This window comes from Paenibacillus amylolyticus (assembly GCF_047302515.1).
GTDB lineage: Bacteria > Bacillota > Bacilli > Paenibacillales > Paenibacillaceae > Paenibacillus > Paenibacillus amylolyticus_G.
The window spans coordinates 821684-847734 of record NZ_CP168019.1; the positions used below are offsets into that span (position 1 = coordinate 821684).

The following is a 26051-nucleotide window of genomic DNA, read 5'->3' on the forward strand; positions in this document are numbered from 1 at the left end:
GTTTAAACCCGCATGAGAACGCAGTTTTTTAATGTTACCCTGTCAGAGATCATATATTGACGATTAAAAAGATATTGCGAACGCTTACATTATGTGCTAACATCACCATAACAACAGGATTGTAACCGTGTTTAGGGCAATACCTGTGTCAGTTCATTCGTTGGTTGTTTGTTCTTCAAACGATTGATTGCGTTTACATTTTTATATGGAATGAACCTCATTCCTCAGGGTTGTTACTGATTGCAGGCAAAACCTGAATTGAGGGCAGTAGACCACGCTAAAGCGATGTCTGTTTGCCTTCGGTTCAGGTTTTTTTATATAAAAAAATGCCTGATGGCATGACCGCAAGCGCCGTAGCAGATATTTCGAGCAGAAAGGAGCGCAGCAGATTTAATTTTTCATAAATAGAGATATAGACTCATCCAGACATTGGAATACTGATTCTTAGATCCGCATCTCAAATGGACATTCCAATGAACTTATCCCATCACACACTATTCGACAGCGAGGAGATTTATGACATGAAAACCATTAAACGTTCGATTGCTGTAGCAACCATTCTGGGGTTATGTGTATCCGCTCTACCAGCTTATGCAGCAGGCAATACAGCATCCTCTTCTTCAGCAGCGATGGACAAGCTGATCCAATCCGAGCTTATTCGCGGCAGTGGTCAAGGTGTTAATGCGACTTATCTGAACAAAAAGGCTACACGCATTCAGGCGGCAGTACTTTACTTGCGTTTGTCCGGATTGGAGAAAGAAGCACTCGCTTATCAGGGAGCGGAAACGTATGACGATGCGGCTCAGGCAGGCAAAGTATTACAACCGGTCGTTGGTTACTTGAAGCAGCATCCGTATGTGTCTGAGATCGTAACAGGAACGGAGAAGTTTGAACCTAATGCACCACTTACAGCGGAAGGGTATGCCGAAATGCTGCTGAAGGTGCTTGGATATGAAGCAGGTACAGATTATGAGCAGGGAGCGGCTTCCACCTATGCGGCTGGGAAAGGAATCAAGGCACTTCAAGGGAAGGGCGCGAGTCAACTTACCAACCGCCTGATGGCAGAGGCAACCGCACAGGCTTTGCAGATACAGCTCAAGAATGGCAGTGGAACCTTGGAACAGAGTTGGTTGAAACATAAAGAAGCTGGGGCTTTCCGACCTCAAACGGTGCAACAGACCAAATATGGCGCGATTGATGGCAAAACCTATGAGCAATATGGCACGCTCGGCTGGCTCGGTGTTCCATACGCGGCACCTCCGGTAGGGGAACTGCGCTGGAAAGCCCCGCAAGAACCGGATTCATGGACAGGAACGAGATCGGCTAAGGAATTTGCAGCGAACAGCTTGCAGATCTCCGGTAAAAATACTGTAGGCAGTGAGGATTCATTGTATCTCAATATCTGGCGTCCCGACACAACCAGTTCAAAGCTTCCGGTTATGGTGTTCCTGCACGGCGGCGGGAATATGACCGGATCAGGTAAAGATTTTCAAGGTGAACAGCTTGCACGGAGCACCAACAGCATTATCATTTCAGTGAATTACCGTTTGGGAGCCCTTGGATTCTTCGAGAATGCAGCACTGAAAACAGGAAATGCCCTGGATGACTCAGGTAACTATGGATTGCTTGACGCATTCCGTGCATTGGAGTGGGTACAGGATAATATCGAAGGTTTTGGCGGAGATACAGGCAATGTTACATTAGCTGGACAATCTGCTGGTGCACGTGATGTGCTGGCAACTCTGATCTCTCCACTTAGCAAAGGACTGTATCAAAAAGCAGTTGCTTTTAGCGGAGGATTGACGACAGCATCACCGGAAGAAGGCGAGCAAAAATCCGAGGATGTACTTGTGAAGCTACTCGTGCAAGAGGGAAAAGCGGCTAACGCAGAAGAAGCAAAAGCATGGATTGGCAAACAATCTCAGGCACAGCTGGAGAGTTACCTGCGTGCACTGCCTGCGGACAAGTTGGTCACAGCGTTTGGTGCAACGGCAATCCGTATGGACCCATTCCCGCATCTGTTCCGTGATGGTACAGTGATTCCAAAAGAAGGATTTGACGCCATCAATAATGGTAATTACACAAAAGTTCCGGTATTGCTCGGCAGCTTGGAAACGGAGTTCTCCGGTTTTGCCTTCGGTGATCCAAACTTCTCTCCGTCGATTACGGATGAGACTCTGTTTACTGATAAAACCAAGGCGGAACAATATGCTGCAGCGTTGAAATATGGTAGCGAAGCTTATGCAGGCTTTAATGCAGAGCGTGTAGCGGAGCAATTGACGAGTGAAGCAGGTCAACCACCAGTATATGCGTATCGTTTTGCATGGGGCACACAACCTGGAGTCATCTCTGAGCGTTTGCTCACGTTACTGGGCGCACCACATGGTGCGGATATGGACTTCTATACAGGACACGCAGACGGAATTGCTGCTTATTTCCCTGATGGGTACTTTAGCGATACAAACAAACCAGGACGTGATCAGTTGTCCGCCGCGATGGCAGCTTATCTGAAGCAGTTCCTGTACACAGGCAATCCAGGTACGGGTGGATCACCTGATCTAGCGGCATGGACACCTTGGACGAAAGATGCTCAAGCCCCAATCATGCGTCTGGATGCAAGCAATACAACGGCAGAGATTGGCATGTCCACACAATATAATCAAGGCAAAGACGCCGTTATGGCAAAGATGAAAAAAGAATTGCCTGAAGAAACGTATAAACTGTTGACGGAAAAAGTGTTCGCAGGCCGTTTCTTCTGGGAATAAGGATCACCGGATAGGAAGGTATATATAGATATAATGTAAGCCAAGGGAGCATGCTCTCTTGGCTTTTTGTACTGTTCGTTATACTTAAATATGGTATTGTTGTAAATATAAATTAATAAGATATGGGAAAGGGGAAAACGTAAAGTTATGATTAGCTCTATAGGTATTGCAGGTATTATAACGCTATTAATTTTCTTTATTATGATTGGTCTTGTATTATATCTGGTTTTCTATCTTGTGATGAAGAAGTCTGGTGTCAAAGAGGAAGTATCCGCATTAAGGATGGAAGTACGAGTGTTACAAGAGGAAGTAGAGCGGAACAGGCGGGAATTGGAAAATATGAAGCGTCGATAACCTTTACACCACTAGTTTTGGATACGCGGAATGGTGTGGGTACAACAGTAGGAGAGGACAGGGGCTCTACGCCCCCACCTACTCAATACAACGTGAAACCGCTCATTTCAGTCTTTGCATACTAAGGACACTTGATCTATTTCTTGGCAAAAAAACTAAGTGTTCCTGTGCTTTCATCTGCACTCACAAACAGGTTACGTCCATTTACCCGATGGATTCCTTCCGGTGACTCTCCAGCTGTAGGAATCAGACCCAGGTAGTCCGGATTGACCGGATCAGCAAGATCAAAGAACAAAATGGCATCTGCCCGTTCGGAAGCTACAACGGCATACGTTTTGCCTTCTACAGTAGCAACGGTAAGATTCTCGACTTCACTTCCCTTGTTGGGACTGCGATCATCCGGATACAAGCCGACCATAGTTGTTTCCTCGTCAATGAGGTTCTGACTATCGTACATCCGCTGGCCTTGCAGATCCCAGACAGCGATATTACGTCCTCCTGCTTTTACACCATCCTCAAATTCATTCTTGCCCAAATCCCCTTCGTTAGCTGTCAGCAGGTATTTACCATCTGCCGAGAAAGCAATTCCATCCGGTTCATAACGAGCAGTCAACGTCTCTTTAAACTGAACGATACCATCATCTTTCAGATCTGCTTGATGTGAAGTGGTACCCAGAGCGAAGATTGAGCTGATTTTTTTTGTCTCCAGATCTACAATAGCAACGACATTGTTTTCCTGTAGCGTGATGGCTGCTGTTTTACTATCTGGACTAATGGCAACATACTCCGGTTGTGGATCATGCGGATAGATGGCACCTTCTACATTGTCCAGAGATACTGGCAAGTTGGTGATCTCACCCTCCAATACGTTCCCGCCAGCAAAAGATACTACCATAATGCTACCCGGACGTTTGGTGTTGGCATAGTCAATTTCATCGGCAGCTTTATTCAGCTCCTCATCCTCTATCGCGATCACCGCATGCAGACCGTCAGGTGACAGTGCAATGGAGTCAGGACCAATGCCCAGTTCATACGTTTTGACGGTTTTGTAGGTTGTCAGATCCACAATGGCAAGCAATCCTTTGTTTGCTTCACTGTCTGTATCCCCTGTACGAATAACAGCAAGACCGTATTTGCCATCTTTGGACACGGTTACGCTTGTGACTTCAGCTTTGGCGGAGAGGTCCTGGAAGCTGACTTTCTTTAATACGTTGATGTTTTTCAAGTCAGCAATGTCCAGTACGGAAATGCTGCCATTGTCTGCTTCGGTTACAAGCAGGCGCTGTCCATCTGGCGTAGAGGCTGATATTTCTGCTTTTCCACCAGGCATCTGAAACGATGCGGTCTGTTCAAAACCGGTTTTATTTTGTTTCAGGATCAGTTGATCCGTAATTAATTTTAGCGTTTGGGAAGATACATACGTTGTACCTTTGGTGATGTAGCTTTTACTGTCCAAAGGAGTTTTCACACCGTTGATGGTGGCTGATGACGTTCCTACAGGAAGTTGTACTTTAGTATCTGCGATCTGGATATCAACACTGCGACTGCTTCCGTTCCATGTGACCGTACCCTGCATATTTTGGATGGCTGTACGCAGTACGACATGATCGTTGGCAGGTTTAGTTGCGTCAGCGGCATGAATCATGGATGTGTAGCTGGTTGCTCCTGCGGTAAGAATGGCAGTCATCGACAGAACGGCAAGCCATTGATTTCTCTTTTTCAATGTTCCAGATCCCCTTTATCGTTTCGTGTGTAATGAGTTATACAATTGTTTTAGTATAGGGAGCTAATGTTAAGGTGAGGTAAGAGAAGTCTGCGATTTGTGTAAAAGGTTAGATAAAAGATATTTTTCCAAATTGGATATGTAAGTTAGCGTATAAAATGATGTTGCCACATGAAGAAAAAAGCAGACGTGAACCTTCATATATGTAGGACTGGTCGAACTGGAGAAAATACGCTAGAATTATAATTGAGAATCATTATCAATTAATTCAGGCTTTCTTTACTGACAAGTCTGATCAAGATATAGGCGAGGTGAATACCCATGCGCACGGATGATGCATTAGGCGTAGTATATCAGCATTACCTGACCCAGGAGCCTTACAGTCAGCAAGATGAACACACGTATCTGCTCTCTCCCAAGGCGGGAAGTGGCAATATTAAAAGAGTAACGACATACAGTGGCATTGAGATTTTATATTCCCAGGTTGAATATCATCAGCCTTATCCTACGTATTTTGCGTCCGAAACACCCATTGTGGAATTGCAATTTGCCTTGTCAGGAGAGCGAAATGTGGATATATCCGGTCAGGATTATTCATTATCGATAGGGCAAGGGGCCCTTATTTTTATGCATGATTTCGAAGCGTGGTTTCATCCTCCGGCAAGGGAACTGTATACGTCCTTTTCGCTGGGGATTCCAGTTTCTCTGTTCAATTATGCTGCGGCGCAACTGGGCGGTTTCAAGTCGATTGCGTTTAATCAGGTGTTGGGACGAAAAGTGTTCAAGCCGATTGTATTCCAATTGGATAACCGGATACGAACGATGATTGACAGTCTGATTGTGGAATTAAACAACAGTTATCGATCATCCTTAATGATGGAAGCGACAGCCTTGGAGATCTTGAATCGATTTATGATCCAATTGTTTGATCTGGCACCAATCCCCGCGGGATTCTCCAGAGAGGACATCCGGAAGTTACATAAGGCACGGGAGATTATGGAGGCCTGTATGGTAGATCCTCCATCTTTGTTAGCATTGTCCAGACAAGTAGGACTTAACGATTTTAAATTAAAAAAAGGGTTCAAGACACTTTTCGGAAGCACGGTCTTCGAATATTTGCGTCAGGTTCGTCTCGACAACGCCATGAAGCTGCTGCGCAATCAGGATAACAACGTCACCGAGGCCGCGATTGCGGTCGGTTACAGCAATGTCAGTGCCTTTTCGCAGCAATTTTATCGCAAATTCGGCGTGAAGCCTTCCGAGATGAAGAAGATTTATTAAGTAAGATGAACTGAAACATTACACGAGAACGAAGAGTACAGAACCAGTCTGGAGAAGCGGAGCGTTCGCCTTTATCAACGGATTTCTCCCATCATAGAAGGGATCACAGAAATCCGGTGATAACAGCGATCGGAAGATGGTACTGCAATCGTAGTGGACTGGTGTAATGTTTTATGGGTTGATCTTATTTAGAATAAAATTAATAATCCGGCTTGCCGTGAATTGTTCCGTATAGAGGCAGTGGCGATTCTCTCAGCCTTGTATACTCCAGGTACAGTGGGTACTGTACTGAAATATAGAGGAGTGTACAAACATGAATAGAATCAGAGGAAGTATTTTTTTTAGCGTATTTGCAGCCATGTTGAGTCTGATGCTAATTGCACCCATTATGCCACCACTTATTCGCGAGTTGGGCATGAAAGAAAGCCATTCCGGTCTTATTATCTCGCTTGGGTCCATTATGATGGCTTGCATGGCTCCGGTATGGGGCAGATGGAGTGATATAAGAGGAAGAAAACCCATCATATTGATTGGATTTATAGGTATGTCTGTGAGCTGTGCATTATTTGCACTGGCATTGTACGGTGGATTGAATGCTTGGATCGGAGGGGGCGTGTTGTTAACCCTTCTGATTGTGACGCGCAGTCTGATTGGCATGTTCATTCCGGCTGTACTTTCTTCTGCCCAGGCCTATATGGGTGATGTAACAGAAGGGGAAGAGCGGGGAAGCGGAATGGCGATTATCAGCGCTGCGAATGGACTTGGCCTGGTATTTGGACCTGCGATTGCAGGAGCATTTACCCTTATCGGTCTGCTCTGGCCGCTTTATTTTGGCATTTTTATAGCGATAGCTACGTTTATTATTGCCTTGCTGTTAATCCCGTCAGCCAAACCGGTCATTCAGGCAAAACCGCCTAAAGTCAACCCGTTCCAACGCGGTTTACGAATGTACCTTGCTGCCGGCTTGGTCACGATGATGGGTATCATGACACTACAGGTTGTCGGAGGATTTTATTTTCAGGATCAACTGGGTCTATCCTCAGCGGCGACGGCTCGAATGGTTTCGTTTGGACTCATGTTCTCTGGAGCAGCGATGTTGATCATGCAGGTCGTTCAGATGAAGTGGTTGAAATGGCAGCCACGTCCGATGATTTTGCTCGGGTCCCTTTTCCTGATCGCAAGCATGATCCTGTTTTTAGTCTTCAATGTGTTATCCATGTATTATTTCTCGTTTTTCCTGTTTGGCATGGGTTCAGGTCTAATGATGCCTGGGTTCATGGCGGGTGCTTCGCTGGCAGTTAGCAAAGAACAGCAGGGAGGTGCAGCGGGATTGGTAGCAGCGATTCAGGGGATATCCGCCGTCATTACGCCTTTACTTACAACGACACTTTATCAGGTGGACAAACATGTTCCATTTATGCTCGTAGCTGTTCTGGTTGTCTTGCTGGCAATCATGATGCTGGGAATGCGGAAGAATCAATCCAATACTGTAGCGGACTCCATTCATACGTTATAGTCAGACAAAGTCAGAAGATCAAATAAGGTCAAAATAAAAGAAAAAAGGATCTATTTTAAAATAGTGAACCATGATGAAAGAAAATCGGTTTTTTTCGTCTTTTACAGACTTTGAGCCTTATTTGCACGGGTATTATAATAATCAATGTAAGCAACACCAATAAAACAACCACACAAAAGGAGCTGATTTTCATGTTTGATCTGATTCCGTTTCGTAAACGAAATGAAGACCCGTTCGGACACATGTTGAAATCCTTCAATGACATGGTTGAGAACTCATTCCTCTCCCCTTTTGGAACTGGCTCCCAGCCATTCCGGACCGACATTCGTGAGGAAGAAGACAAATATTCGGTAGAAGCCCAGCTTCCGGGCATTGCCAAAGAGGACATAGACATTCAGTTTCAAGGTAATGAATTGATTATTCGTGCCAAACGCAATGATATAGTGGAGCAGAAGGATGACTCCAATCGAATCATACGGCAGGAACGCCGTTCCGGCGAGTTTATCCGGCGATTCTATGTTGATCATATTGATGATGAGCACATTAAGGCCAAATTGGAAGAAGGTGTGCTGAAGCTCGAGATTCCGAAACGTCCTGGTGATGATCAATCTCGCAGACGCATTCAGATTGACTAATATACAGTGGAAAAAATAGTTTCCTAACACGGCAAAAAGCATGCAGGAGACATCCATAAGGATGTTTTCTGCATGCTTTATTTTTCAAATGAATTGGACGATACATAACTGACTATCCATTGGGCTGGTTCCGAGTTATTTCTCTGCTGCTGCTTGCATCAGGGCATAGATCTTACGTGTGGTATTCACATTTCTAACCGTCATATAGGCATATACTTTGGATCCCACAAGCTTGTTCATGCCACTTTTGGATGCATCTTCTCTGCTGACTGAGTATAAAATCGCTCCGGGAACATAGATTAGTGTGCCGATTTCCGGTTTGATGGGCAGTTGGTTCAGCACGGAGGGATCATTGATCTCATCCCATAGGAACATCACATCACTTTTGGCTGTGTCATCATTAACCCATTCTTCTGGCAGCGCCTGAATAACGGATTGAATTTCATCCATATTCCGCACCATTACCCTGATCTGTAAGCCAAAATCGGCGGCGATGGCCTGTTCTAACACATGGGATATCTCCACATTCGCATTGGCATGTTCCTGATGATCGGCAAAAATAATATTGCCAGAGTTGATATAGGTAACGACATCCAGCATGCCTGCTTGTTCAAATGTTTCTTTCAGCTGTTTCATATTGATTTTATTGTTCCCGCCTACATTAATACCCCGCAACAAGGCTACATAGATCATATGGGCGCCCCTCCAATTCCTTTAATTCACCGTTTTAACAAAAGGACAGATACTCGAAAAGATGAGCGGTATACTCTTCTCCCAACAGATCTTGCAATAAAGGTTCCACTTGCTCCAGATACTCGGGCTTGGTTTCATAGGTTTCTTCATCTTTTACTTCTCCGGCATAGGTACGCGCCGCTTCAATCAGGATGGCTAGTGCACTGAAAAAATCAGTCAGCGAATCAGCAACACGATTGGGTTCTCCACCTGTAAAAGCGGCATATACAGGAGAGTTTGGTGCTTCCACATCTACAATTAACGGATCATCGTTAAAGTTTGCGATGACGACGTGATTTTTTGGCCAAGTGGAGGACTCTTCATAAGGTTCATTCATGCCAATCCAGCGGAACCCCAGTTGCTGACGAAGCAGATGTTCAGGTGCGACAAAGAAAATAAGTGCGGCATCACCGATTTCGACGGCGGCATTTTTCATTTTGAGTGTACCTTCCGCATCCGCATCCATCATTTCATAATGACTGTACAGATACTGAAGTTCTGGAGAAAGAGGTATTCGAGTATCCACTTCCGGCTGGTGATGTTGTTCGCGGGGACGCAGATCATGATTTTTGAAAAGTCCATAAGCTTCATTATATAAATCCTGCTGTTCCACTAAACGGCTCAAGGCCGCATCCAGTTGTTGCATGATGTCTGATTCCTCCGAATAACATTGATATAATAACAGGCCGATTCGTTTGATTCTTGGCTATAAGCATTATACTATATCAAAGATAAATTCAAAAAAACATTTGAATACGTTTACATTCATGAGTGGACATGATATACTTTCACTCAAATAAGGATTGTTACTGCTTCGGGCAGGCAAAACCTGAACATCACTATGTGTGGACTTTGTTCCATTCATAATGTTGTTCGGGTTTTTTTGTATTCTACGGTCCATATTAAGGATAGAAAAAACAGAGGACGTACTTATTTCCAACCCACACTAACATCACGCTGTACAGAAGAAAGGGGAGCATTATGAACAAGAGAAAATGGTTAAACGGTTTTGCCGCAGGTTGTCTCAGTATCATCCTGGTGATTAGTGGATGCGCATCCAAAGCGCCACAAACCGCGAGTGACACACCAAATCAGGCGACAGAACAGACAGAGAATGAAACCCAGGAACCTGCAAACAACCAAGCTGCCAAAGGCAGAACAGTGATTACAACCGACGGTGAAGTGGATGATATGAACTCCGTGATTCGTTTCCTCTTGTATTCGAATGAGATGGACCTTGCCGGAATTGTACTAACCAGTTCGGTATATCATTATGCTGGAGATGAGGAAGCAGGGATCCAACCATTCCGCTGGACAGGTACACAGTGGGTCTACGACATGATCGATGCCTATGGCGAGATCTACCCGAACTTGTCCAAACATGCGGAAGGTTATCCGGAGCCGGAACAGCTTCGAGCGATGACCAAGATCGGTAATATTTCCGATAAAGGGGAGATGGAGAAGGAAACGGAAGGTTCCGAGTTCCTCGAAACTCTTTTCCTCGACGATGACTCCCGTGATCTGATTGTTCAGACATGGGGTGGCACCAATACCACAGCCAGAGCGCTAAAATCGATTGAAGAACAGTACAAGGACACGGCTGAGTGGGATGCGATTCGCAAAAAAGTCAGTGACAAACTGGTCCTGTATATCATTCTGGATCAGGATGACAGTTACAACGAATACATTGCGAAGAATTGGCCGAGTATCCGTATTCTCAACGACCAATCAAACTTCTGGCATTTTGCCTATGCATGGAAGATGCATGCCGAAGAAGTGAACAGTAAGCTTCATGGCGACTGGATGGTCAAGAATATCCTGAACGGACATGGCAAGCTGATGGATATGTATGCATCGATGGGTGACGGCAAAATGATCGAAGGCGAACTGGCCGAAGAACAACGGGGAAGTGCTGAATATCTCAAGAACAATCCGCAATATGACAAGTACGATTTTATATCTGAAGGTGACTCTCCTTCCTTCTTTTATCTGATCGATAATGGGCTGCGCAGTATGGAAGACCCTTCCTACGGCGGTTGGGGTGGACGCTTTGGCGTTGTGAACGACAAGTTATTTAGAAACAATGTGCTTGATTACGATCCGTACACCAAACGCTATGAAGCCGAATACTCTCTGATGAGATGGTTTGACGATGTGCAGGATGATTTTGCAGCACGTGCAGACTGGGCCGTTGCAGACACTTACGAAGGTGCCAACCATAATCCGTCTTTAACGATTAAGGAAGGGGTGGATCTTAGTGTTAGTCCTGGGGAGGAAGTTACTCTTCACGCGGAGGGTGAAGACCCGGATGGAGATCAACTGACCTATACGTGGTGGAGATATTTCGAAGCGGACACTTATGAGGATTCCAAAGTAACACCGAACAAAGTTCAGCCTGAAATGGCGGGTGACCTGCAGCTTGGATTGCATCGTGAACTTGCCAAGGATGAGCAGGTGGATACGATAAAATTACAGGGCAGTGACACCGAAGCGGTGACATTTACCGTTCCTGACGATGCCAAATCGGGTGATACCCTTCATATCGTTGCCGAAGTACAGGATGATGGAGAGCATCAGTTGAAGCATTATCAACGTGTGATCCTAACTGTGAAATAAAGAAATAGAGGGGCTATCCCAAAAGTCATCAACATGGCTGGTGGGACGCCCCTCTTATTTATGTAGTCTGATCGTAATTGATCCGTTAACGCTGGATGCCTGACCAGAAGACATTCCAGGTGATTGCCAAAGCTTGTTCATAGGATTGCCGAGTCTCATACACGAGCTGTACATCCAATCCATCCATCACGGTGACAAAAGCTACGGTGGCTTCTTCCGGACTCAGGCGTATATCGGAATGTCTGGTAAATACGGCTGCCAGCTCTTCCTTCAGTGTCCCGAGGTACGTTCGATACTGGGCCAGCACAAAATCATGCACCTCCAGCGGTGTTATAAAGGACAGGATATACATAAAAGAAACGTTTGGATTCGTCAGGAAACGATTTTTGTGTTCATGCAAAAAGGCATATAGCTGCTGATCCAGAGTTTGGGTAACAGAGTCGCTGAAAAATTGGCGTACAAACTGTTGTTCCTCCTGCACAACTTCCTCATATAACTCCAACAATAACGCTTTTTTGGATGAATAGTGATAAGCCAGGGATTGCTTGCGAATGCCTGCCTCTTCGGCAATCTGCGCCATCTTGGTCCCCTCGTAACCCAGACGATTAAAATGTTGAATGGCAATTTCCTTGATTCGTTTTTTACTCAATGTCTACCTCCAGTTGGCGAGCTGTATACCTCTGCTGTTTTTGGGAGTATACCAAATATAACAAGATATATACCACAAAAATGCCTATAGAGATAGCATACACCACCGTATAGGAAAATGCAGAAGCCACCACGCCGAGAATCAACGAACCACCGCCAATTCCGAGGTCAAAGAAGTTAAAGAAGGAAGCCATCGCACTTTCGTGCTCATGTTCTTCTACAAGATTCACACACCAGGTCTGAATCGCCGGGAATATGGCACCAAAACCAAAGCCGTATAACGCGCCGGCGATCAGGAATTGCACATCACTCTGGGCGATAATCAGAACCAGTAGCCCCGCGATTGCGAACACGGCAGAAGGTAACAACACGGAACCTGGTCCCCATCGATCAAACATTTTTCCCGAGAACAGTCGAACGGCGAAGCTTGCGATGGCGACGATGAAGAAAAACCAGGCTATATTCTCGAACCCTCTTTCGGCGGCGAATAAAGCTACAAAGGACATGATTGAACCCGCTGCAATGCCAACGAGCATAATGAGAAGGGAAGGGAAGAGTACCTTCTTTTCAATCAGTTTCACCGAAGGGACATGAGTTTGCATAGACTCGCTACTACCTCCTGTTTTCGGCTTTCTGGATACAAACACAGTCATCAGGAGAGCTAACAGCAAAATGCACATACCTCCCATAAACAGGCTCTGGTAGTCGTACCTAAACAGTAGGCTTGTTCCAATCAATGGACCGATGGATATAGCGACCGTCTCCCCTACGCCGAAATACCCCATACCTTCTCCCCGGCGATCCCTTGGTATGTTTTCAGTGGCAATCGTTGCAAAATATGTCGTTGCCAAACCAAATCCGAATCCGTGGATCACTCGAAATACAAGAATCATCCAAATACCTGACGATAGGTAGTATGCGCCTGTCATTAATGAACAGATAGTGATGCCGATAATCAATAGATATTTTTTATCTATTCGAGCTGCCAAAACAGAAGTGAAGGGTCGAATCAAGATGGCAGAAAACATAAATACGCCGGTAACAAGCCCAATTTGGGAGGCTTCGCCACCAAGACTTGAGACAAACAAAGGCAAGGTGGGAAGCAACATTTCAAATGCCATAAACAATAATGCGTTGGCTAACATGATAAATAGGAATGATCTTCCCCAGAGTTGCTGAGGTATAGAGCTATGTGTTGAAGTACTCATGGTTTTCCTCCGTAATGTTGATCTCTGTCGCGCGACATGTTGAACTGATTTTACCTGACGATAGTCAGATTGTAAAGCGCATATTCAGAGCAGGGGTTCAAATTGTGTCGTTGTAGTCATGCGTAAGCGAATCGAACATGAGAAGGATATTTTGCATACCAAAACGAAACTACAGGAGCTGTATCAAGCGACGCAAGAAGCGAACAAGGAGCTTGAACGACTGCATGAGGAATATAAAATTAAAGAGCAGGCGTTAATCAAAGTGAATGATCAGTTGGAGACACTGGCCTCCACCGACTTGTTGACAGGATTGAAGAACCGCAGGTTTTTCCAGGAAAAAATGCTTGAAAGTTTAATGATGTTCCAGGAGAAACAACGTTATTTCTCCCTTCTGGTGGTGGACATTGATCATTTTAAAAGCATTAATGATACGTACGGACATCCGATCGGAGATCTGGTGCTCGGTAATCTGGCAGGGCTGCTGCAATCGTTGTCGCGAAGTACGGATGTGGTTGCACGTTACGGTGGAGAGGAATTTGTTGTCATTCTTAACGCCCTGTATGCCTCCAAAACCGGAGGACGAAACCGGGTGACACATGCAGCTCAGATGGTAAAAAGTTAAGGATTGGATTGCATCAAAAGAAAGCAAAAAGGAGCCTGTGCATGATGAGGGAGATGATCCCACATGCACAGGCTCCTTTTATTTGCGTGACACAGATTGACTAAGTTGAGATGGCAGACTCAGGGTTAATTTATCGCGGAGCAAGGTAACCATACGCCTTAGCCGGAGAGTTCGCCTGAGGACGAAAATCTTCGCTCGGTTCATCCATAAATGCCGGGTTCACATATATGGAGTGTGCATCATTGCCAGATCCCTTGATATAGGCGGCGATGCCGGAGTAGGCTTTATTTTTCCAAACCCACAGGGCATCTTCCTGCTCACCTGGTGAGTAATAGACATTATGGTCAAACACATTGCCGGTATTGCTAGTATATTCGTTGTATATCAGTACTTCCGAGCTGCCTGATACGAGAATGTTACGAATGAATGTATTGTTCTTTGTCCGTGACTGCATGAATAACTGTCCATTGCCTGCATTCAGGGTATCATTTCCCACAAGTGTATTGTACATAATCTTGCTATCCTCGGTAGCTCCTCGTTCCTCGTCATAACCTCCCATGGCAATACCCGTCAATCTGTTGGAATAAATCAGGTTATCACGCACGGTAATGTTGCTGGTTGAACGTCCGGCATGCTCTGAGGCAATCTCAATTCCGATATCGCTCCGATATACCCGGTTCTGGTCGATGATATGATCTTTCCCGCCATCTACATAGATGCCGCCGGCCGAGTTGGTATCATTGGGCAGGTCTGTACCGTAGGAGGGATTGTTATTGGACGTAATATCGTATACTTCGTTACCTCGTACAATGCCGTTCCGGGCCTGATCGTACGTGTCGTCCTCGGACGTACCCTCGTACCCGATCAGATCAATACCAATATTATCGGAATCATGGATGATATTGTCCTGTATGGCAAACGTATCAACATTACCGTTGACTGCGAGTGATTCGCTTGAACCAAGTGTGAGATCATACAATTCATTATCCTTGATGATGATATCGCGTAAAGCTTGAGGGTGCTCTGTGCCATATATGGCAATACCGTGGGCATCCCTGCCCCGCAAATCGGGACCTTCAGGAGTTGCATAACTAGCAATCGCGTGTATGGTGTTGCCTAACAGCTGAATATGCTCACCTGCTCCGTGGACATAGATCCCGGTTGGAACTTGGCCCCCAAGTGTGGTTGTAAAATTACGAATTTCGAGATTCTGAATCGTGATATAACTGGCATTTTCAATTTCAATCAACCCTTCAATGCCCCGGACAGATAAACCTGTACCATCAATGATAACCTGCTCCTGAGGATAACTTGAAAATAGGGTTGGATTAGCGGAAGAATTACCGCTCTGGGTGATTTTGACTTTCTGATGATAGACACCTTCACGCAAATAGATCGTGCTTCCTGGCGAAGCGTGGTCGGCTGCGTGCTGCAACGTTTTCCAAGGAGATTGAATGGTTCCTTTATTCGAGTCGTTTCCTTGGGGTGATATGTAATGGATGACCTGGGGATCAGACTTTTGAACAGAAGCGGGTTCCTTCATGGCAGATGTATGATTCTGACAACCGGATACGAGCACCATCAGAATCGGAATCATAAGTATAACTACGCGAATCAAATCGTTTCCCCCTTGAATTTAGCTTTGAAGATAGATTATAGCAGATTTGAACGGGTTAATAACCCATGATATGCTCTTATAAAATCAGCGAGGAGACTGCTCATGAATACATTAACGATAGCTGAATTAGTAGATCGTGAGAATCACGCATGGGAAGAACTCAAGGAACTCCTGAATAGCGGGCAAAATACATATGTGTATGTTCCAGCAAAACAAGAGGCTGGAGAGGATACCCTCTATCGTCTGCAAATAAGCACCAAATCCTATTTGGGGGCTGTTGCTTATGAGACAGAAGGTATTGTACTGGACCATGGCTGGATCACGCTGCTTGGTGCGGGTGGTGACAGTACATCTGGGAGTCTCACCAGTTGGAATGGTGTGAGTGAGCAACCTTGGGTAGATGTACTGGAAGGTATGATGGTCGTTGCATATGATGCGGCAGGTGGTTTCTTCGGACTGGATACAGGCAAGTATGGCCGCACGGGACACATTTATTATTTTGCACCGGATACACTCGAATGGGAATCGACAGAACTGGCATATTCAGGTTTCATCAACTGGCTGGCGAATGGCGATCTAGAGCAGTTCTATCAGACATTTCGCTGGAAAGGCTGGCAAGAGGATATGTCTCAGCTCCAGACAGGACAAGTATTTGCGTATTATCCACCACTTTGGACGCAGGAAGGTGACGGCAAGAGCAGCAGTAAAACCCCAATTAGCATAATGGAGGCCTGGAAGTTCGCACTGGACGGTAAATAGTTGGCATGCTGCTGTAGGATGAAATCAGGAAAGTAACCGGTAAGTTCAAGTTCATTGAGTGATCCACTTTTTAAAAAAACGGCATTTCTGTTCCAAACTAAAAAAGGCTCGCGCTTGGCGCGGGCCTTTTTGGTTCTGAACTTTAAACATCAATTATTAATTGTCCAATGTAACAGGTTTAATGCTTGGGCGTGAAGCTTTGCTATGCCAGATGGTCAGCCCGAGTGAAACAACACAGATGATCAACAGACAAGCATACACTACATGATAAGCTTCCTCGACCGAGACTCCCGGAATGCTGTGTAGCAGCAGCCCACACACGGCTACAGACACCGAACCACCGAAGAATTGGATCAATTGTAACATCCCCATACCTGAACCAATCTGGGCTTTGGGAAGCACACGTGACGCTTCATTATTCAAGGAAGCCATAGATGCTGAGAGTGCCGGTGAGAAAAAGAGATAACCACTGGTAATGATCAAGGCGGACTGATCAAGTCCGAGCATGAATAGGGCAAGTACAGCGGCAAGCAGAATGTGTCCGATGATCATAAATCGCATATTGCCATAACGGTCGATCCACCGTCCAACGAAACGGGTGCAGAATGCTGCAACGATTGCCCCAGGAGCAATCAGCAAACCAATGGCGAGCGAAGAGCGCCCATATAGATCAGCAAGCACAAGTGGCATCAAAAACAGATTGCCCAGATTCACCACCAGCACGCAGAATCCAATAAGGATTAACCGGGTATATCCTGGCGTTCGGAACACTTGTGGATTCACAAATGGAAGACTCGCTTTCCGAATATACAGGAGGTGTACAACAAGTGAAATAACGCCAATGGCAAACCACAACCAGGACTGCTGGGTGATCGCGACCAGAAGTGTAGTGGCGTTAATGACGGTTAATATGGCACCAATAACATCGAACGGCTGATCTGTTTTGACGGATTCACGGGGGAGAAAATAGAGCAATACAGGCAGAGCGAGCAGGACAAGCACGGTTATGGCAAAAAGTCCGTTCCAGCCCCAGTACTCGCTAATGAGTCCGCCGACAATGGGGCCAAGTCCAAAAGCCATGGCGCTACCTGATGAGATCAGCGCGATGGCAGCTCCGCGTCGTTCCACCGGGATGTAACGACTTGCAATGACGAGACCCAGACCGGCCATAACTCCTGCACCCGCAGATTGCAGAATACGTGTCAGTAACAGGATCGCAAAGTTATGCGCGAACAACCCCAGCAATGAAGATAACCCTAGGATCAGAAGCCCGACTGTTAACAGTTTGCGTACCGGGATACGGTCTGATAATCGACTGTAGATCACCGTCGACAGGGCGTAACCAATTGAATAACTTGAGATGACCCAAGACCCCAGGTCCGAGGTAATCTGCAGATCATGAATAATGACTGGCAAAGAAACATTGAACATGGTGGTATTCATCACAACGATGAATAAGCAGCACGTCCAGAGTGGCATGACAATTTTATCTTTCACGGTACCATTCCTGTCTTGGGTATGAATATGAATTCGGATTGAGCTTTGATGAAAATGTGATGAAAAGCAATATATCATTTTACACCCAAATTTATCATATGGCAATAATGTCATACCATTTCTCGCTTGAATTACATGTTGAATTTATGTGCTGTGAGACGATAATTCATAGATTAATAAACAAATAGGCGCCCTGACAAAGGGCACCTATTTCTACATGAAGATTTTTAGTATAAGAGGTACGTCCTATGACTTTTACGCCACAGTAACTTGTTTACCGCGATTGCGAATCCACTTGATGACATCCATCAGAATGACGGCAGCAAGGGCAAGTCCGCCTGCAATCAGGAACTCATTCCAGCCGAACGTATCCGGGATGGCGAAGACGCCGCGAACACCAGGAATCAGTGTGATTGCATAGAGACAGAGACACACGAGGATGGAACCAAGCACGAACTTATTGGTCATAAAGCCCACCTGGAAGATGGTCTGTGTGTTGGAACGTGCTGCAAATGTTTGCAGACTGCGTGCGAGAATCAAGGTTGTGAAGGCCATAGCCACACTGATTTCCTCCGAGATGCCAAGTCCGATATATTGGGACACAATAACAGCCGCACCAATCAGGACACCACGTGTAATCACAGCTTGCAGGGTTCCGCCTGCGAAGATGCCTTCGTTAATATCGCGCGGTTTACGCCGCATGACATCTGGCTCGGGTTTCTCTGTACCCAAAGCAATGGCAGGCAGGGAGTCGTTCACCAGATTGATGAACAGCAGCTGAAGGGCCGTAAATGGATTAACCCAGCCGACGATCAAGGCAAACAAAATGGCGATAATCGCGCCGAGGTTACCGGCGAACAGGTATGCGATGGCTTTTTTGATGTTATCAAATACCATCCGTCCAACACTGACCGCATTCACGATCGAGACAAAATTATCATCCGTCAGAATCATGGCAGCCGCATCCTTGGCGACATCTGTTCCGCTACCCATCGCTACGCCGATGTCGGCCTGTTTCAGCGCGGGTGCGTCATTAACTCCATCTCCGGTCATGGCTGCCACTTTGCCTTTACGCTGCCAAGCACGAACAATCCGGATTTTGTTTTCAGGAGATACCCTTGCGTAAACCGAGATATGTTCGAGTTGTTGATCCAGCTCCTCATCAGACATTTTGTCCAGTTCGGCTCCGGTAATGGCGAGGTCATCCGGTTCGGCAAGGCCGATATCCACACCGATCGCCTGAGCCGTTGTTTTGTGATCTCCAGTGATCATGATGGTGCGAATGCCCGCTTTTTTGGACTCTTCAATAGAACCGTATACCGCTTCACGCGGTGGGTCAATCATCGCTGTCAGACCAACAAGTGTCAGATCATGCTCGTCATCAATGGTGACCTGGTTTTTATCATCGAATTTTTTGTACGCGTAGGCTAGCACACGGAAGGCACGTTTCGAGAAGGCCTCATTTTTTTCTTCGAACTGTGTTCGAATCTCGGGTGTGAGGGGCTGAACCTCACCGTTGATAAATACATGACTACAGCGGCTGAACAGCACATCCGGTCCACCCTTGGTCAGCAAAGCCGTCTGTCCTTCAAACGTATGCACCGTACTCATGAGCTTTCGATCCGAGTCAAAAGGAAGCTCAGCTTCACGCGGGAACTGGTCACGGATTTCATTGTAATCCTTGTTCACCCGGTTGCTGAAGGCAATTAGGGCCACTTCGGTTGGGTCACCCAGTTCCTTGCCTTCCTGGTTAATATTTGAATCATTGCAGAGCACTGCAATATGTAACAAACGTCGTTCCTCTTCCGACCACTGATCGGGATCATCGGGGAATTCGTCTTTGGTGCCATGAGGAATATAATAATCGACGACAGTCATCTTATTCTGGGTTAGTGTTCCTGTTTTATCTGTACAGATGATACTGGCAGAACCGAGCGCCTCCACGGCAGGCAGTCTGCGAATGATCGCATGTTGTTTGGCCATCTTATTTGTTCCAAGTGACAATACGATAGTCACAATCGAGGAAAGTGCCTCAGGAATGGCAGCAACCGCAACAGCTACAGCAAACATCAGTGCATTTACGATGGATGGCCCGATATTCTCCGTACCTTCGGTCAACCATACACGACCGGCTTCAATGCCAAAGATGAGAATCGACAAGCCCAGGATGAAAAAGCCCAGTTTTTTGCTGAATGATTCCAACTTGCGCTGTAATGGGGTGTTTTTGGCTTCGGCATTTTCAATCAGTTCGGCAATTTTGCCGATTTCTGTTTTGAGAGCCGTACCTGTAATGACAAGCATGCCCCGTCCATATACGACGAGTGAGCCACTGAAGGCCATATTGCGACGATCTCCGATTGGAGCTTCATCCGGGATGGTATCGGCGTGTTTCTCCGCAGCTTCGGATTCTCCGGTCAGCATGCCTTCGTTGATTTTCAAACTTCCTGATTCCAGGATACGTCCATCTGCCGGGACATAATCACCTGCATCCAGCATAACAATATCACCGGGAACAAGTTCCCTTGCTGGAATGGTCTTTTTCTGCCCGTCACGAATGACCTTGGCTTCGGGTGCAGACATTTGTTTCAGCGCGTCAAGCGAACTCTCTGCTTTTTTGGTCTGAACTACGCTGATTACCGCGTTGAGCAAAATAACCAGGAATATGATCAACGATTCAATCAGGTGTCCAAGGACAACCTGTACCGCGGCTGCAATCAGCAGCACAATGACCATCGGATCTTTAAAATTTTCGAGGAACAGTTTCCAGACTGGTGTTGCATCTTTACCTTTTAACTCGTTATATCCTTCCGTTTCAATTCTCTTGGCAGCTTCGGAGGTCGTAAGTCCCTTGGAGGAACTCTGTACATCCTGAAGGGTTTCCTCCGCACTGTGTCTGTAATGTTGCAATTGACCAGCTCCTTGAATATTAGATTTCTCTGTGTATTACCCTTACGGGCAAAATCTAGAATCGTTTCATTTTCGTATTTTTTTAAGATTATGGATTTATACGTTTTTAGCTGTACACAGTATTTTTCATAATGATCCGAGATATGCCTTTTTTTGAATGTTATTATTTCCAGTTTGGATGATAGTCTGGAGAACTATATATAGATGTTGGATCAGAAACTGTGTGCACCATCACACTAGCTCATATCAGGGTCTGTTACGCTATTACATAACGAACTGCGTTAAATCTAAGTTTGGAGGGGAAACCATATGTTTTGTTATCAGTGCGAACAGACGCCGAGTGGCGGGTGTACCGTGGTAGGGGTATGCGGCAAAAACGAAACAATAGCAAGTTTGCAGGATACGATGATTTTTGCGTTAAAAGGCATCGCTGCTTATGCGACACATGCACGCCAGTTGGGATATTCTGATCCTGAGGTGGATCGGATTACACATGAGGCATTATATATGACATTAACGAACTCGAATTTTAATGTACAGGAACATCTGGAGATGGCGATGAAGGTAGGTAATGCAGCAATCCGCATTATGGATGTGTTGGATCGTGCGCACACGGACCGCTTTGGTGTACCGCAACCGATTACGGTTAGCCAGAACCAGATCGAAGGACAGTGCATCGTGGTGACAGGGCATAATCTGTATGCATTGGAGGAGTTGCTGCGTCAAACCGAAGGAAAAGGAATTAACATCTATACGCACTCGGAAATGTTGCCTGCACACGGTTATCCGGCGCTGAAGAAATATGCCCATCTCAAGGGTAATATCGGTAAAGCATGGTACGATCAGCGCAGACTGTTCGAACAATTCCCGGGTGCTATTCTCGCAACGACGAACTGTGTTATGCCGATCAAAGGCACATATGCAGACCGCTTTTTCTCATACGAAGTGGCGGGTCTGGAGGGCGTTGCCAAAATTACAGAGGATGACTTCTCACCCCTGATTGAACGCGCATTGTCACTGCCTGCGGCTAATGTACAGTCCGAGCAAGTTTTAACGACAGGATACCATCATGAGACCGTGATTGGACTTGCACCCGAAATTATTCAGGCGGTGAAAGACGGTCATATCCGTCGATTCTTCGTTATTGCTGGTTGTGATGCGCCAGGCAAAGGTGGCAACTACTATCGTGAACTCGCGACATCTTTACCGAATGATACCGTAATTCTGACGACTTCCTGTGGTAAGTTCCGCTTCAACGATGTGGATTATGGTACGGTTGGAGACACGGGTATACCGCGTTATATCGATCTGGGTCAATGCAACAATTCCGGTTCTACGGTGAAAATTGCAATGGCTTTGGCGGATGCTTTTGGCTGTACCGTGAACGAGTTACCTGTCAGCATTGTGCTGTCCTGGTTTGAGCAAAAAGCAGTTGCGATCCTGCTTGGCCTGTTCAGTCTTGGCATTCAGGACATTCGAATTGGACCAAAACCGCCTGAGTTCATATCGGAAGGTGTCTTGGATGTACTCGTAGATATGTTTGGTCTGAAGTTAATTACAACGGCAGAAGAAGATATGAACGCGATGTTGGCACTGTCATAGGATGAGGATGTATATTTACGTGCATCGCCATCTGATGACTGCCAATCTCGGTTGTGAGTATGAAGAGTATGACTCATAAGTACAGATGGATAAGAGCCTACATAAGAGTAGGCTTTTTTGCTTTTTCGACTTTCATAGGTCCATATACCTTGTATAAATGAACATGCAATGTCAGGGAAATTAGTTTTTTTATCCTATTGAAGTTTTTTCATGGAAATGTGTATATAGATAGAGGCATATTAGATCATAACACATCACAAAACACGGGTTTACCGTAATATGAGGAGATCGTACATAATGCATAACACACAGATTGAAAATTGGTTGAAACTCGCAGGTGGCAAGGAGAACATCAAGCTCGTAGAACACGATAAGGGTACAACGACGTTGGCGCTGAAGGACAGTACCCGATTGAATATGTCGGTTCTTGCCTCCACAGAGTATGTGGTAGATATTCGGGTAACAAGTGAGCAGTGTCATCTGGTAATTAGAGATGAATCTTCTCTGATCTACAATGCGCTTCAGGGCGTGGGGGAAGAGGAAGGAACAGCATTGCAGGAAGCAGGACACGCGAAGAAGAACAGGTTCTCGATCTTACATTTTGTATCCGATGTATTCAGGCCCTTGATGCCTGCAATCCTCGGAGCCGCTGTTATTAAGATTTTACTGGCTATAATTACGTTAACGTACAGTTCAGCGGATTCTTCTGCACTGCTGGACAGCCAGACCTTTACGATATTCAGTATCATTGGAAATAGTGTTATTTATCTACTGCCTGTATTGGTAGCAATCAGCACAGCGTATCGGTTGAAGAGCAATATCTATGTTGCAGCATCTATTGGCGGATTGATGTTCCATCCGGAGATGACTATGCTGATGTCAGGGGAAAAAGAGGTTCATTTCCTGGGTGTGCCACTTGTGTCCCAGCCTGCTTTTTACTCTACGCCCATCTGGGTCATTCTAACGATCTGTGCAGCGGCCTATCTGGAAAAAGCCGTTCAGCGAATAAGTCCAAAATTTTCCAAATGGATGGTTGCTCCATTCCTGACGTTACTGATTCTTGTTCCGCTAGTATTGATGATACTTGGTCCTATCGGTACCTGGATTGATGAATATCTGCCGGAGGCATTGGATTCACTAGTAGCTAATGCTCCAGTGTTGTCGGTGATGTTACTGGGAGCTATCTTCTCGTTAATGTTAATTATGGGATTACACTACTGGCTGATTGCCATCATCATTAATGAAATGGTTATGAATGGTGGTTCTATGGTGATTGCTGCCATGTTAGTGGCGATTGTTGGACAAGCGGGGGCTGCGCTTGCAAACGGAATCCGCTCGAAAGAGCCAGCATCCAGAAGACTGGCTTTCTGGGCTACTGGAACAGCCATCCTTGGAGTGGTAGAGCCTGCATTGTATGCGGTCAACATGAGAAAAAGATCCTCTTTCTACGCGGCATTGCTGGGTGGAGCTGCGGGTGGACTATATTTCGGATTGTTATCTGTCAAGGCATTTGCTATGGTGGGGAATCCGAGCTTGGTCAGCCTCCCGCTCTTCATCGAAGAGGGTAGCCTGAATCTGTTACACACTTGCATTGGTGTGGTTATTGCGTTTGGTGTCTCAGGTGGACTGACGTATTGGATGGCAGGAATGGACAGAAACGGGGACAGGGGTCACCGAAACCCAGCATTGAGTAATACGTAAAACATACTAATTGAAAAAGTAGTATTAAAGTTGTAATAAAGAGCCTGTACCTGATGGTACGGGCCTTTTGTTGTTTTTGTATCTGAATAATACAAATATGAAATGCTCAGTAGCTGTCCACCATTTTATGCAAGCCATAGCTTATTGGTTATGGAGTTGTCATGTATTTTGATATAGTGAAACCTATAAATCTGGATTACTAATCCCTTTGAAAGGATAACCTATGTCTGACAACATGGAATGGATTGCTCAATGGAAGTCAACGAATGCACTAAGCAACGCATGGATAACAAAAGGCGAGCTGCATCACTTTCTCAGTCACACCTTGATATTTATCATTGATGGAAAAGCAATCTGGAATATAAATGGACATCGAGTTCACGTTTCCTATGGAGAATTAATTGCGCTTGAAGAGAACTCCGTAATGGAGGTCATTGAAGGTGGCAACCTAGATCTGGCAGGCTGGCATGTTCAGTTCGATACATATTCGGTGCTGCATGATAGACGGGAAGCTGAGAAGTTCGAATGGCGGTTACCGTCAGGAGAGGCGTATCAGAAAGTGCAACTGTCCGGTGGAGGTTTGGCAAGTATCATTCAGCATTGGAGTGAAGTGCATACACAGGATCAGAGTGCAGAAAGGGTTGGCCATCAGCATTTGTTATATGAATTATTAAGAAATCTGTATCGGAAACAGCCGGATGACGAGTTGAAGCCAGAACACGGTATACTTCGCTCCATTGACTACATGCAGCAGCATTATGATCAGGTCATTACACGTACACAGTTAGCTCAGATCGCCGGTATTAGTCCATGGCATTATTCCCGCAAATTTAGTGAGCGATATGGTAAGCCACCTCTGGATTATCTGGCCCACTACCGGATCTATCGCGCGCAGGAAGAACTGTTATTAACCGCTGCAACCTCACAGGATATTGCCAAAAAATCTGGATTTGAAGATGCTCATTATTTTAGCCGACGCTTCAAACAGTTGACTGGCGTATCACCTAAGATATATAGGCAGACGATGACGCAGCGCAAGATGGTGTCACTTTCTCCAATCTGTGCAGAAATTATGATTCATCTGGGTGTCATCCCCCATGCCGTAGTGGTCACCCCGATCCTGCTGTCCCCACATCACCATGAACAATTTATAGCGCATGGAGTGCAGATGCTGGAGGTTACACAGTATGAGGTGGAGATAGAACTTGTTCGACAAGTTCAACCGGAGATGTTGATAGGAAACGTATTGACGGAAGAGGTCAAAAGGGAGTTGCGCACAATTGCACCGATTCTAACCGGACTTCATCAAGATGTAGAACCAATGCTCAATCAATTGGCAGCCTGGTTTTATAAAGAAGATGAGGCTTATAGACTGCATCAGCAGATGAAACACGAAGTCAGCGTAGCTAAGCGACAGTTGCAACCCTTCATCCAATCCGCGTCCACTGTCATGCTGCTGAGGGTAGAAGCGTTTGGTTATCGATATCTGGGTGGGCATTCACACGGGGTATCACACTTGTTATATGAACAGCTTGGATTAACACTGCCGCAAGCACTGGATTCAGGTACAGCATGGTTTAACCCTTGTTCGCTTGAACTGCTCACACAAGCCAATCCCGATTACCTCTTTGTGGAGAAGCGGATCATGCAGCACTTCAGTGCTGAAGAGAATATGAGGAAACTATGGGAGAGTCCGCAATGGAACGAGCTGAAGGCTGTGAAAAATAATCGGGTATTTTACGTAGATACTCACCTGTGGGTAGACGGTCACGGAATAACGGGACACACTCTGATTCTTAATCAGATCATTCGCCATTTTACGGAATCTTTTCATGAGAGAGCACAATAATCCAACTGAGTACGCACG

Annotated in this window: 19 protein-coding genes; 11 read left to right on the forward strand and 8 right to left on the reverse strand. The window is 45.8% G+C overall.

Annotated elements, in window-relative coordinates; genetic code table 11:
- The first annotated feature begins 521 nt into the window (after positions 1 to 521).
- Together ACDJ59_RS03645 and ACDJ59_RS03650 are read left to right on the forward strand one after the other, a co-directional pair.
- Positions 522 to 2765 (forward strand): carboxylesterase/lipase family protein, encoded by a 2244-nt coding sequence (locus tag ACDJ59_RS03645; RefSeq protein WP_413407700.1) that lies wholly within the window; start codon positions 522 to 524, stop codon positions 2763 to 2765.
- A 147-nt stretch (positions 2766 to 2912) separates the two neighbouring features.
- Positions 2913 to 3119, forward strand: coding sequence for a hypothetical protein (locus tag ACDJ59_RS03650; protein ID WP_340906305.1), 207 nt, complete (start codon positions 2913 to 2915; stop codon positions 3117 to 3119).
- A gap of 136 nt (positions 3120 to 3255) precedes the next feature.
- On the opposite strand, the gene ACDJ59_RS03655 is transcribed toward ACDJ59_RS03650, so the two are convergent.
- Entirely contained in the window at positions 3256 to 4842 is a 1587-nt protein-coding gene (locus tag ACDJ59_RS03655; protein WP_413407701.1) for a choice-of-anchor I domain-containing protein, read from the reverse strand.
- 321 nt (positions 4843 to 5163) lie between these two features.
- Here ACDJ59_RS03655 and ACDJ59_RS03660 point away from each other — a divergent pair, with 321 nt between their 5' ends.
- The 3 genes from ACDJ59_RS03660 (at position 5164) to ACDJ59_RS03670 (ending at position 8274) form a co-directional block, all read left to right on the forward strand.
- On the forward strand, positions 5164 to 6123 hold the full coding sequence (locus tag ACDJ59_RS03660) for a helix-turn-helix transcriptional regulator (RefSeq protein WP_413407703.1): 960 nt from the start codon (positions 5164 to 5166) through the stop codon (positions 6121 to 6123).
- 313 nt (positions 6124 to 6436) lie between these two features.
- Complete coding sequence (locus ACDJ59_RS03665) at positions 6437 to 7639, forward strand: MFS transporter (RefSeq protein ID WP_413407704.1); 1203 nt, start codon at positions 6437 to 6439, stop codon at positions 7637 to 7639.
- A gap of 191 nt (positions 7640 to 7830) precedes the next feature.
- A complete protein-coding gene (locus ACDJ59_RS03670) occupies positions 7831 to 8274 on the forward strand; it encodes an Hsp20/alpha crystallin family protein (protein ID WP_413407705.1) in 444 nt (147 codons plus the stop codon).
- Positions 8275 to 8409: 135 nt separating this feature from the next.
- Here the strand turns inward: ACDJ59_RS03670 and ACDJ59_RS03675 are convergent, their stop codons facing one another.
- Positions 8410 to 8967, reverse strand: a complete 558-nt coding sequence (locus ACDJ59_RS03675) for a DUF1697 domain-containing protein (protein WP_413407706.1) — start codon at positions 8965 to 8967, stop codon at positions 8410 to 8412.
- Between the two features lie 34 nt (positions 8968 to 9001).
- Complete coding sequence (locus ACDJ59_RS03680) at positions 9002 to 9652, reverse strand: hypothetical protein (protein WP_413407707.1); 651 nt, start codon at positions 9650 to 9652, stop codon at positions 9002 to 9004.
- Positions 9653 to 9987: 335 nt separating this feature from the next.
- Here ACDJ59_RS03680 and ACDJ59_RS03685 point away from each other — a divergent pair, with 335 nt between their 5' ends.
- Positions 9988 to 11622 (forward strand): nucleoside hydrolase-like domain-containing protein, encoded by a 1635-nt coding sequence (locus ACDJ59_RS03685; RefSeq protein WP_413407708.1) that lies wholly within the window; start codon positions 9988 to 9990, stop codon positions 11620 to 11622.
- 85 nt (positions 11623 to 11707) lie between these two features.
- On the opposite strand, the gene ACDJ59_RS03690 is transcribed toward ACDJ59_RS03685, so the two are convergent.
- The gene (locus ACDJ59_RS03690) at positions 11708 to 12271 is read right to left on the reverse strand and encodes a TetR/AcrR family transcriptional regulator (protein WP_413407709.1); all 564 of its coding nucleotides are present in this window, start codon (positions 12269 to 12271) and stop codon (positions 11708 to 11710) included.
- Positions 12264 to 13478, reverse strand: a complete 1215-nt coding sequence (locus ACDJ59_RS03695; RefSeq protein WP_413407710.1) for an MFS transporter — start codon at positions 13476 to 13478, stop codon at positions 12264 to 12266. Before ACDJ59_RS03695 ends, ACDJ59_RS03690 begins: the two co-directional genes overlap by 8 nt.
- A gap of 118 nt (positions 13479 to 13596) precedes the next feature.
- On the opposite strand from ACDJ59_RS03695, the gene ACDJ59_RS03700 reads away from it, so the two are divergent.
- The gene (locus tag ACDJ59_RS03700) at positions 13597 to 14100 is read left to right on the forward strand and encodes a GGDEF domain-containing protein (RefSeq protein WP_413407711.1); all 504 of its coding nucleotides are present in this window, start codon (positions 13597 to 13599) and stop codon (positions 14098 to 14100) included.
- Positions 14101 to 14230: 130 nt separating this feature from the next.
- Here the strand turns inward: ACDJ59_RS03700 and ACDJ59_RS03705 are convergent, their stop codons facing one another.
- Positions 14231 to 15718: a DUF5123 domain-containing protein gene (locus tag ACDJ59_RS03705; RefSeq protein WP_413407712.1), complete on the reverse strand. Its 1488-nt coding sequence runs from the start codon at positions 15716 to 15718 to the stop codon at positions 14231 to 14233.
- A 102-nt stretch (positions 15719 to 15820) separates the two neighbouring features.
- Between ACDJ59_RS03705 and ACDJ59_RS03710 the strand changes: the two genes are divergently transcribed.
- Positions 15821 to 16477: a DUF2625 family protein gene (locus ACDJ59_RS03710; protein ID WP_413407713.1), complete on the forward strand. Its 657-nt coding sequence runs from the start codon at positions 15821 to 15823 to the stop codon at positions 16475 to 16477.
- A gap of 156 nt (positions 16478 to 16633) precedes the next feature.
- On the opposite strand, the gene ACDJ59_RS03715 is transcribed toward ACDJ59_RS03710, so the two are convergent.
- Positions 16634 to 17956 carry an MFS transporter gene (locus tag ACDJ59_RS03715; RefSeq protein ID WP_413409714.1) on the reverse strand — a complete coding sequence of 441 codons (1323 nt, stop codon included), beginning with the start codon at positions 17954 to 17956 and terminating at the stop codon, positions 16634 to 16636.
- A gap of 273 nt (positions 17957 to 18229) precedes the next feature.
- Positions 18230 to 20881: a cation-translocating P-type ATPase gene (locus tag ACDJ59_RS03720; RefSeq protein ID WP_413407714.1), complete on the reverse strand. Its 2652-nt coding sequence runs from the start codon at positions 20879 to 20881 to the stop codon at positions 18230 to 18232.
- 309 nt (positions 20882 to 21190) lie between these two features.
- Here ACDJ59_RS03720 and hcp point away from each other — a divergent pair, with 309 nt between their 5' ends.
- The 3 genes from hcp to ACDJ59_RS03735 all read left to right on the forward strand — a co-directional run bounded on the left by hcp (position 21191) and on the right by ACDJ59_RS03735 (position 26033).
- Positions 21191 to 22483 carry a hydroxylamine reductase gene (hcp, locus tag ACDJ59_RS03725; protein WP_062835656.1) on the forward strand — a complete coding sequence of 431 codons (1293 nt, stop codon included), beginning with the start codon at positions 21191 to 21193 and terminating at the stop codon, positions 22481 to 22483.
- 297 nt (positions 22484 to 22780) lie between these two features.
- Positions 22781 to 24184, forward strand: a complete 1404-nt coding sequence (locus ACDJ59_RS03730) for a PTS transporter subunit EIIC (protein ID WP_413407715.1) — start codon at positions 22781 to 22783, stop codon at positions 24182 to 24184.
- Positions 24185 to 24407: 223 nt separating this feature from the next.
- Complete coding sequence (locus ACDJ59_RS03735; protein ID WP_413407716.1) at positions 24408 to 26033, forward strand: helix-turn-helix domain-containing protein; 1626 nt, start codon at positions 24408 to 24410, stop codon at positions 26031 to 26033.
- The last annotated feature ends 18 nt before the right edge of the window (positions 26034 to 26051 follow it).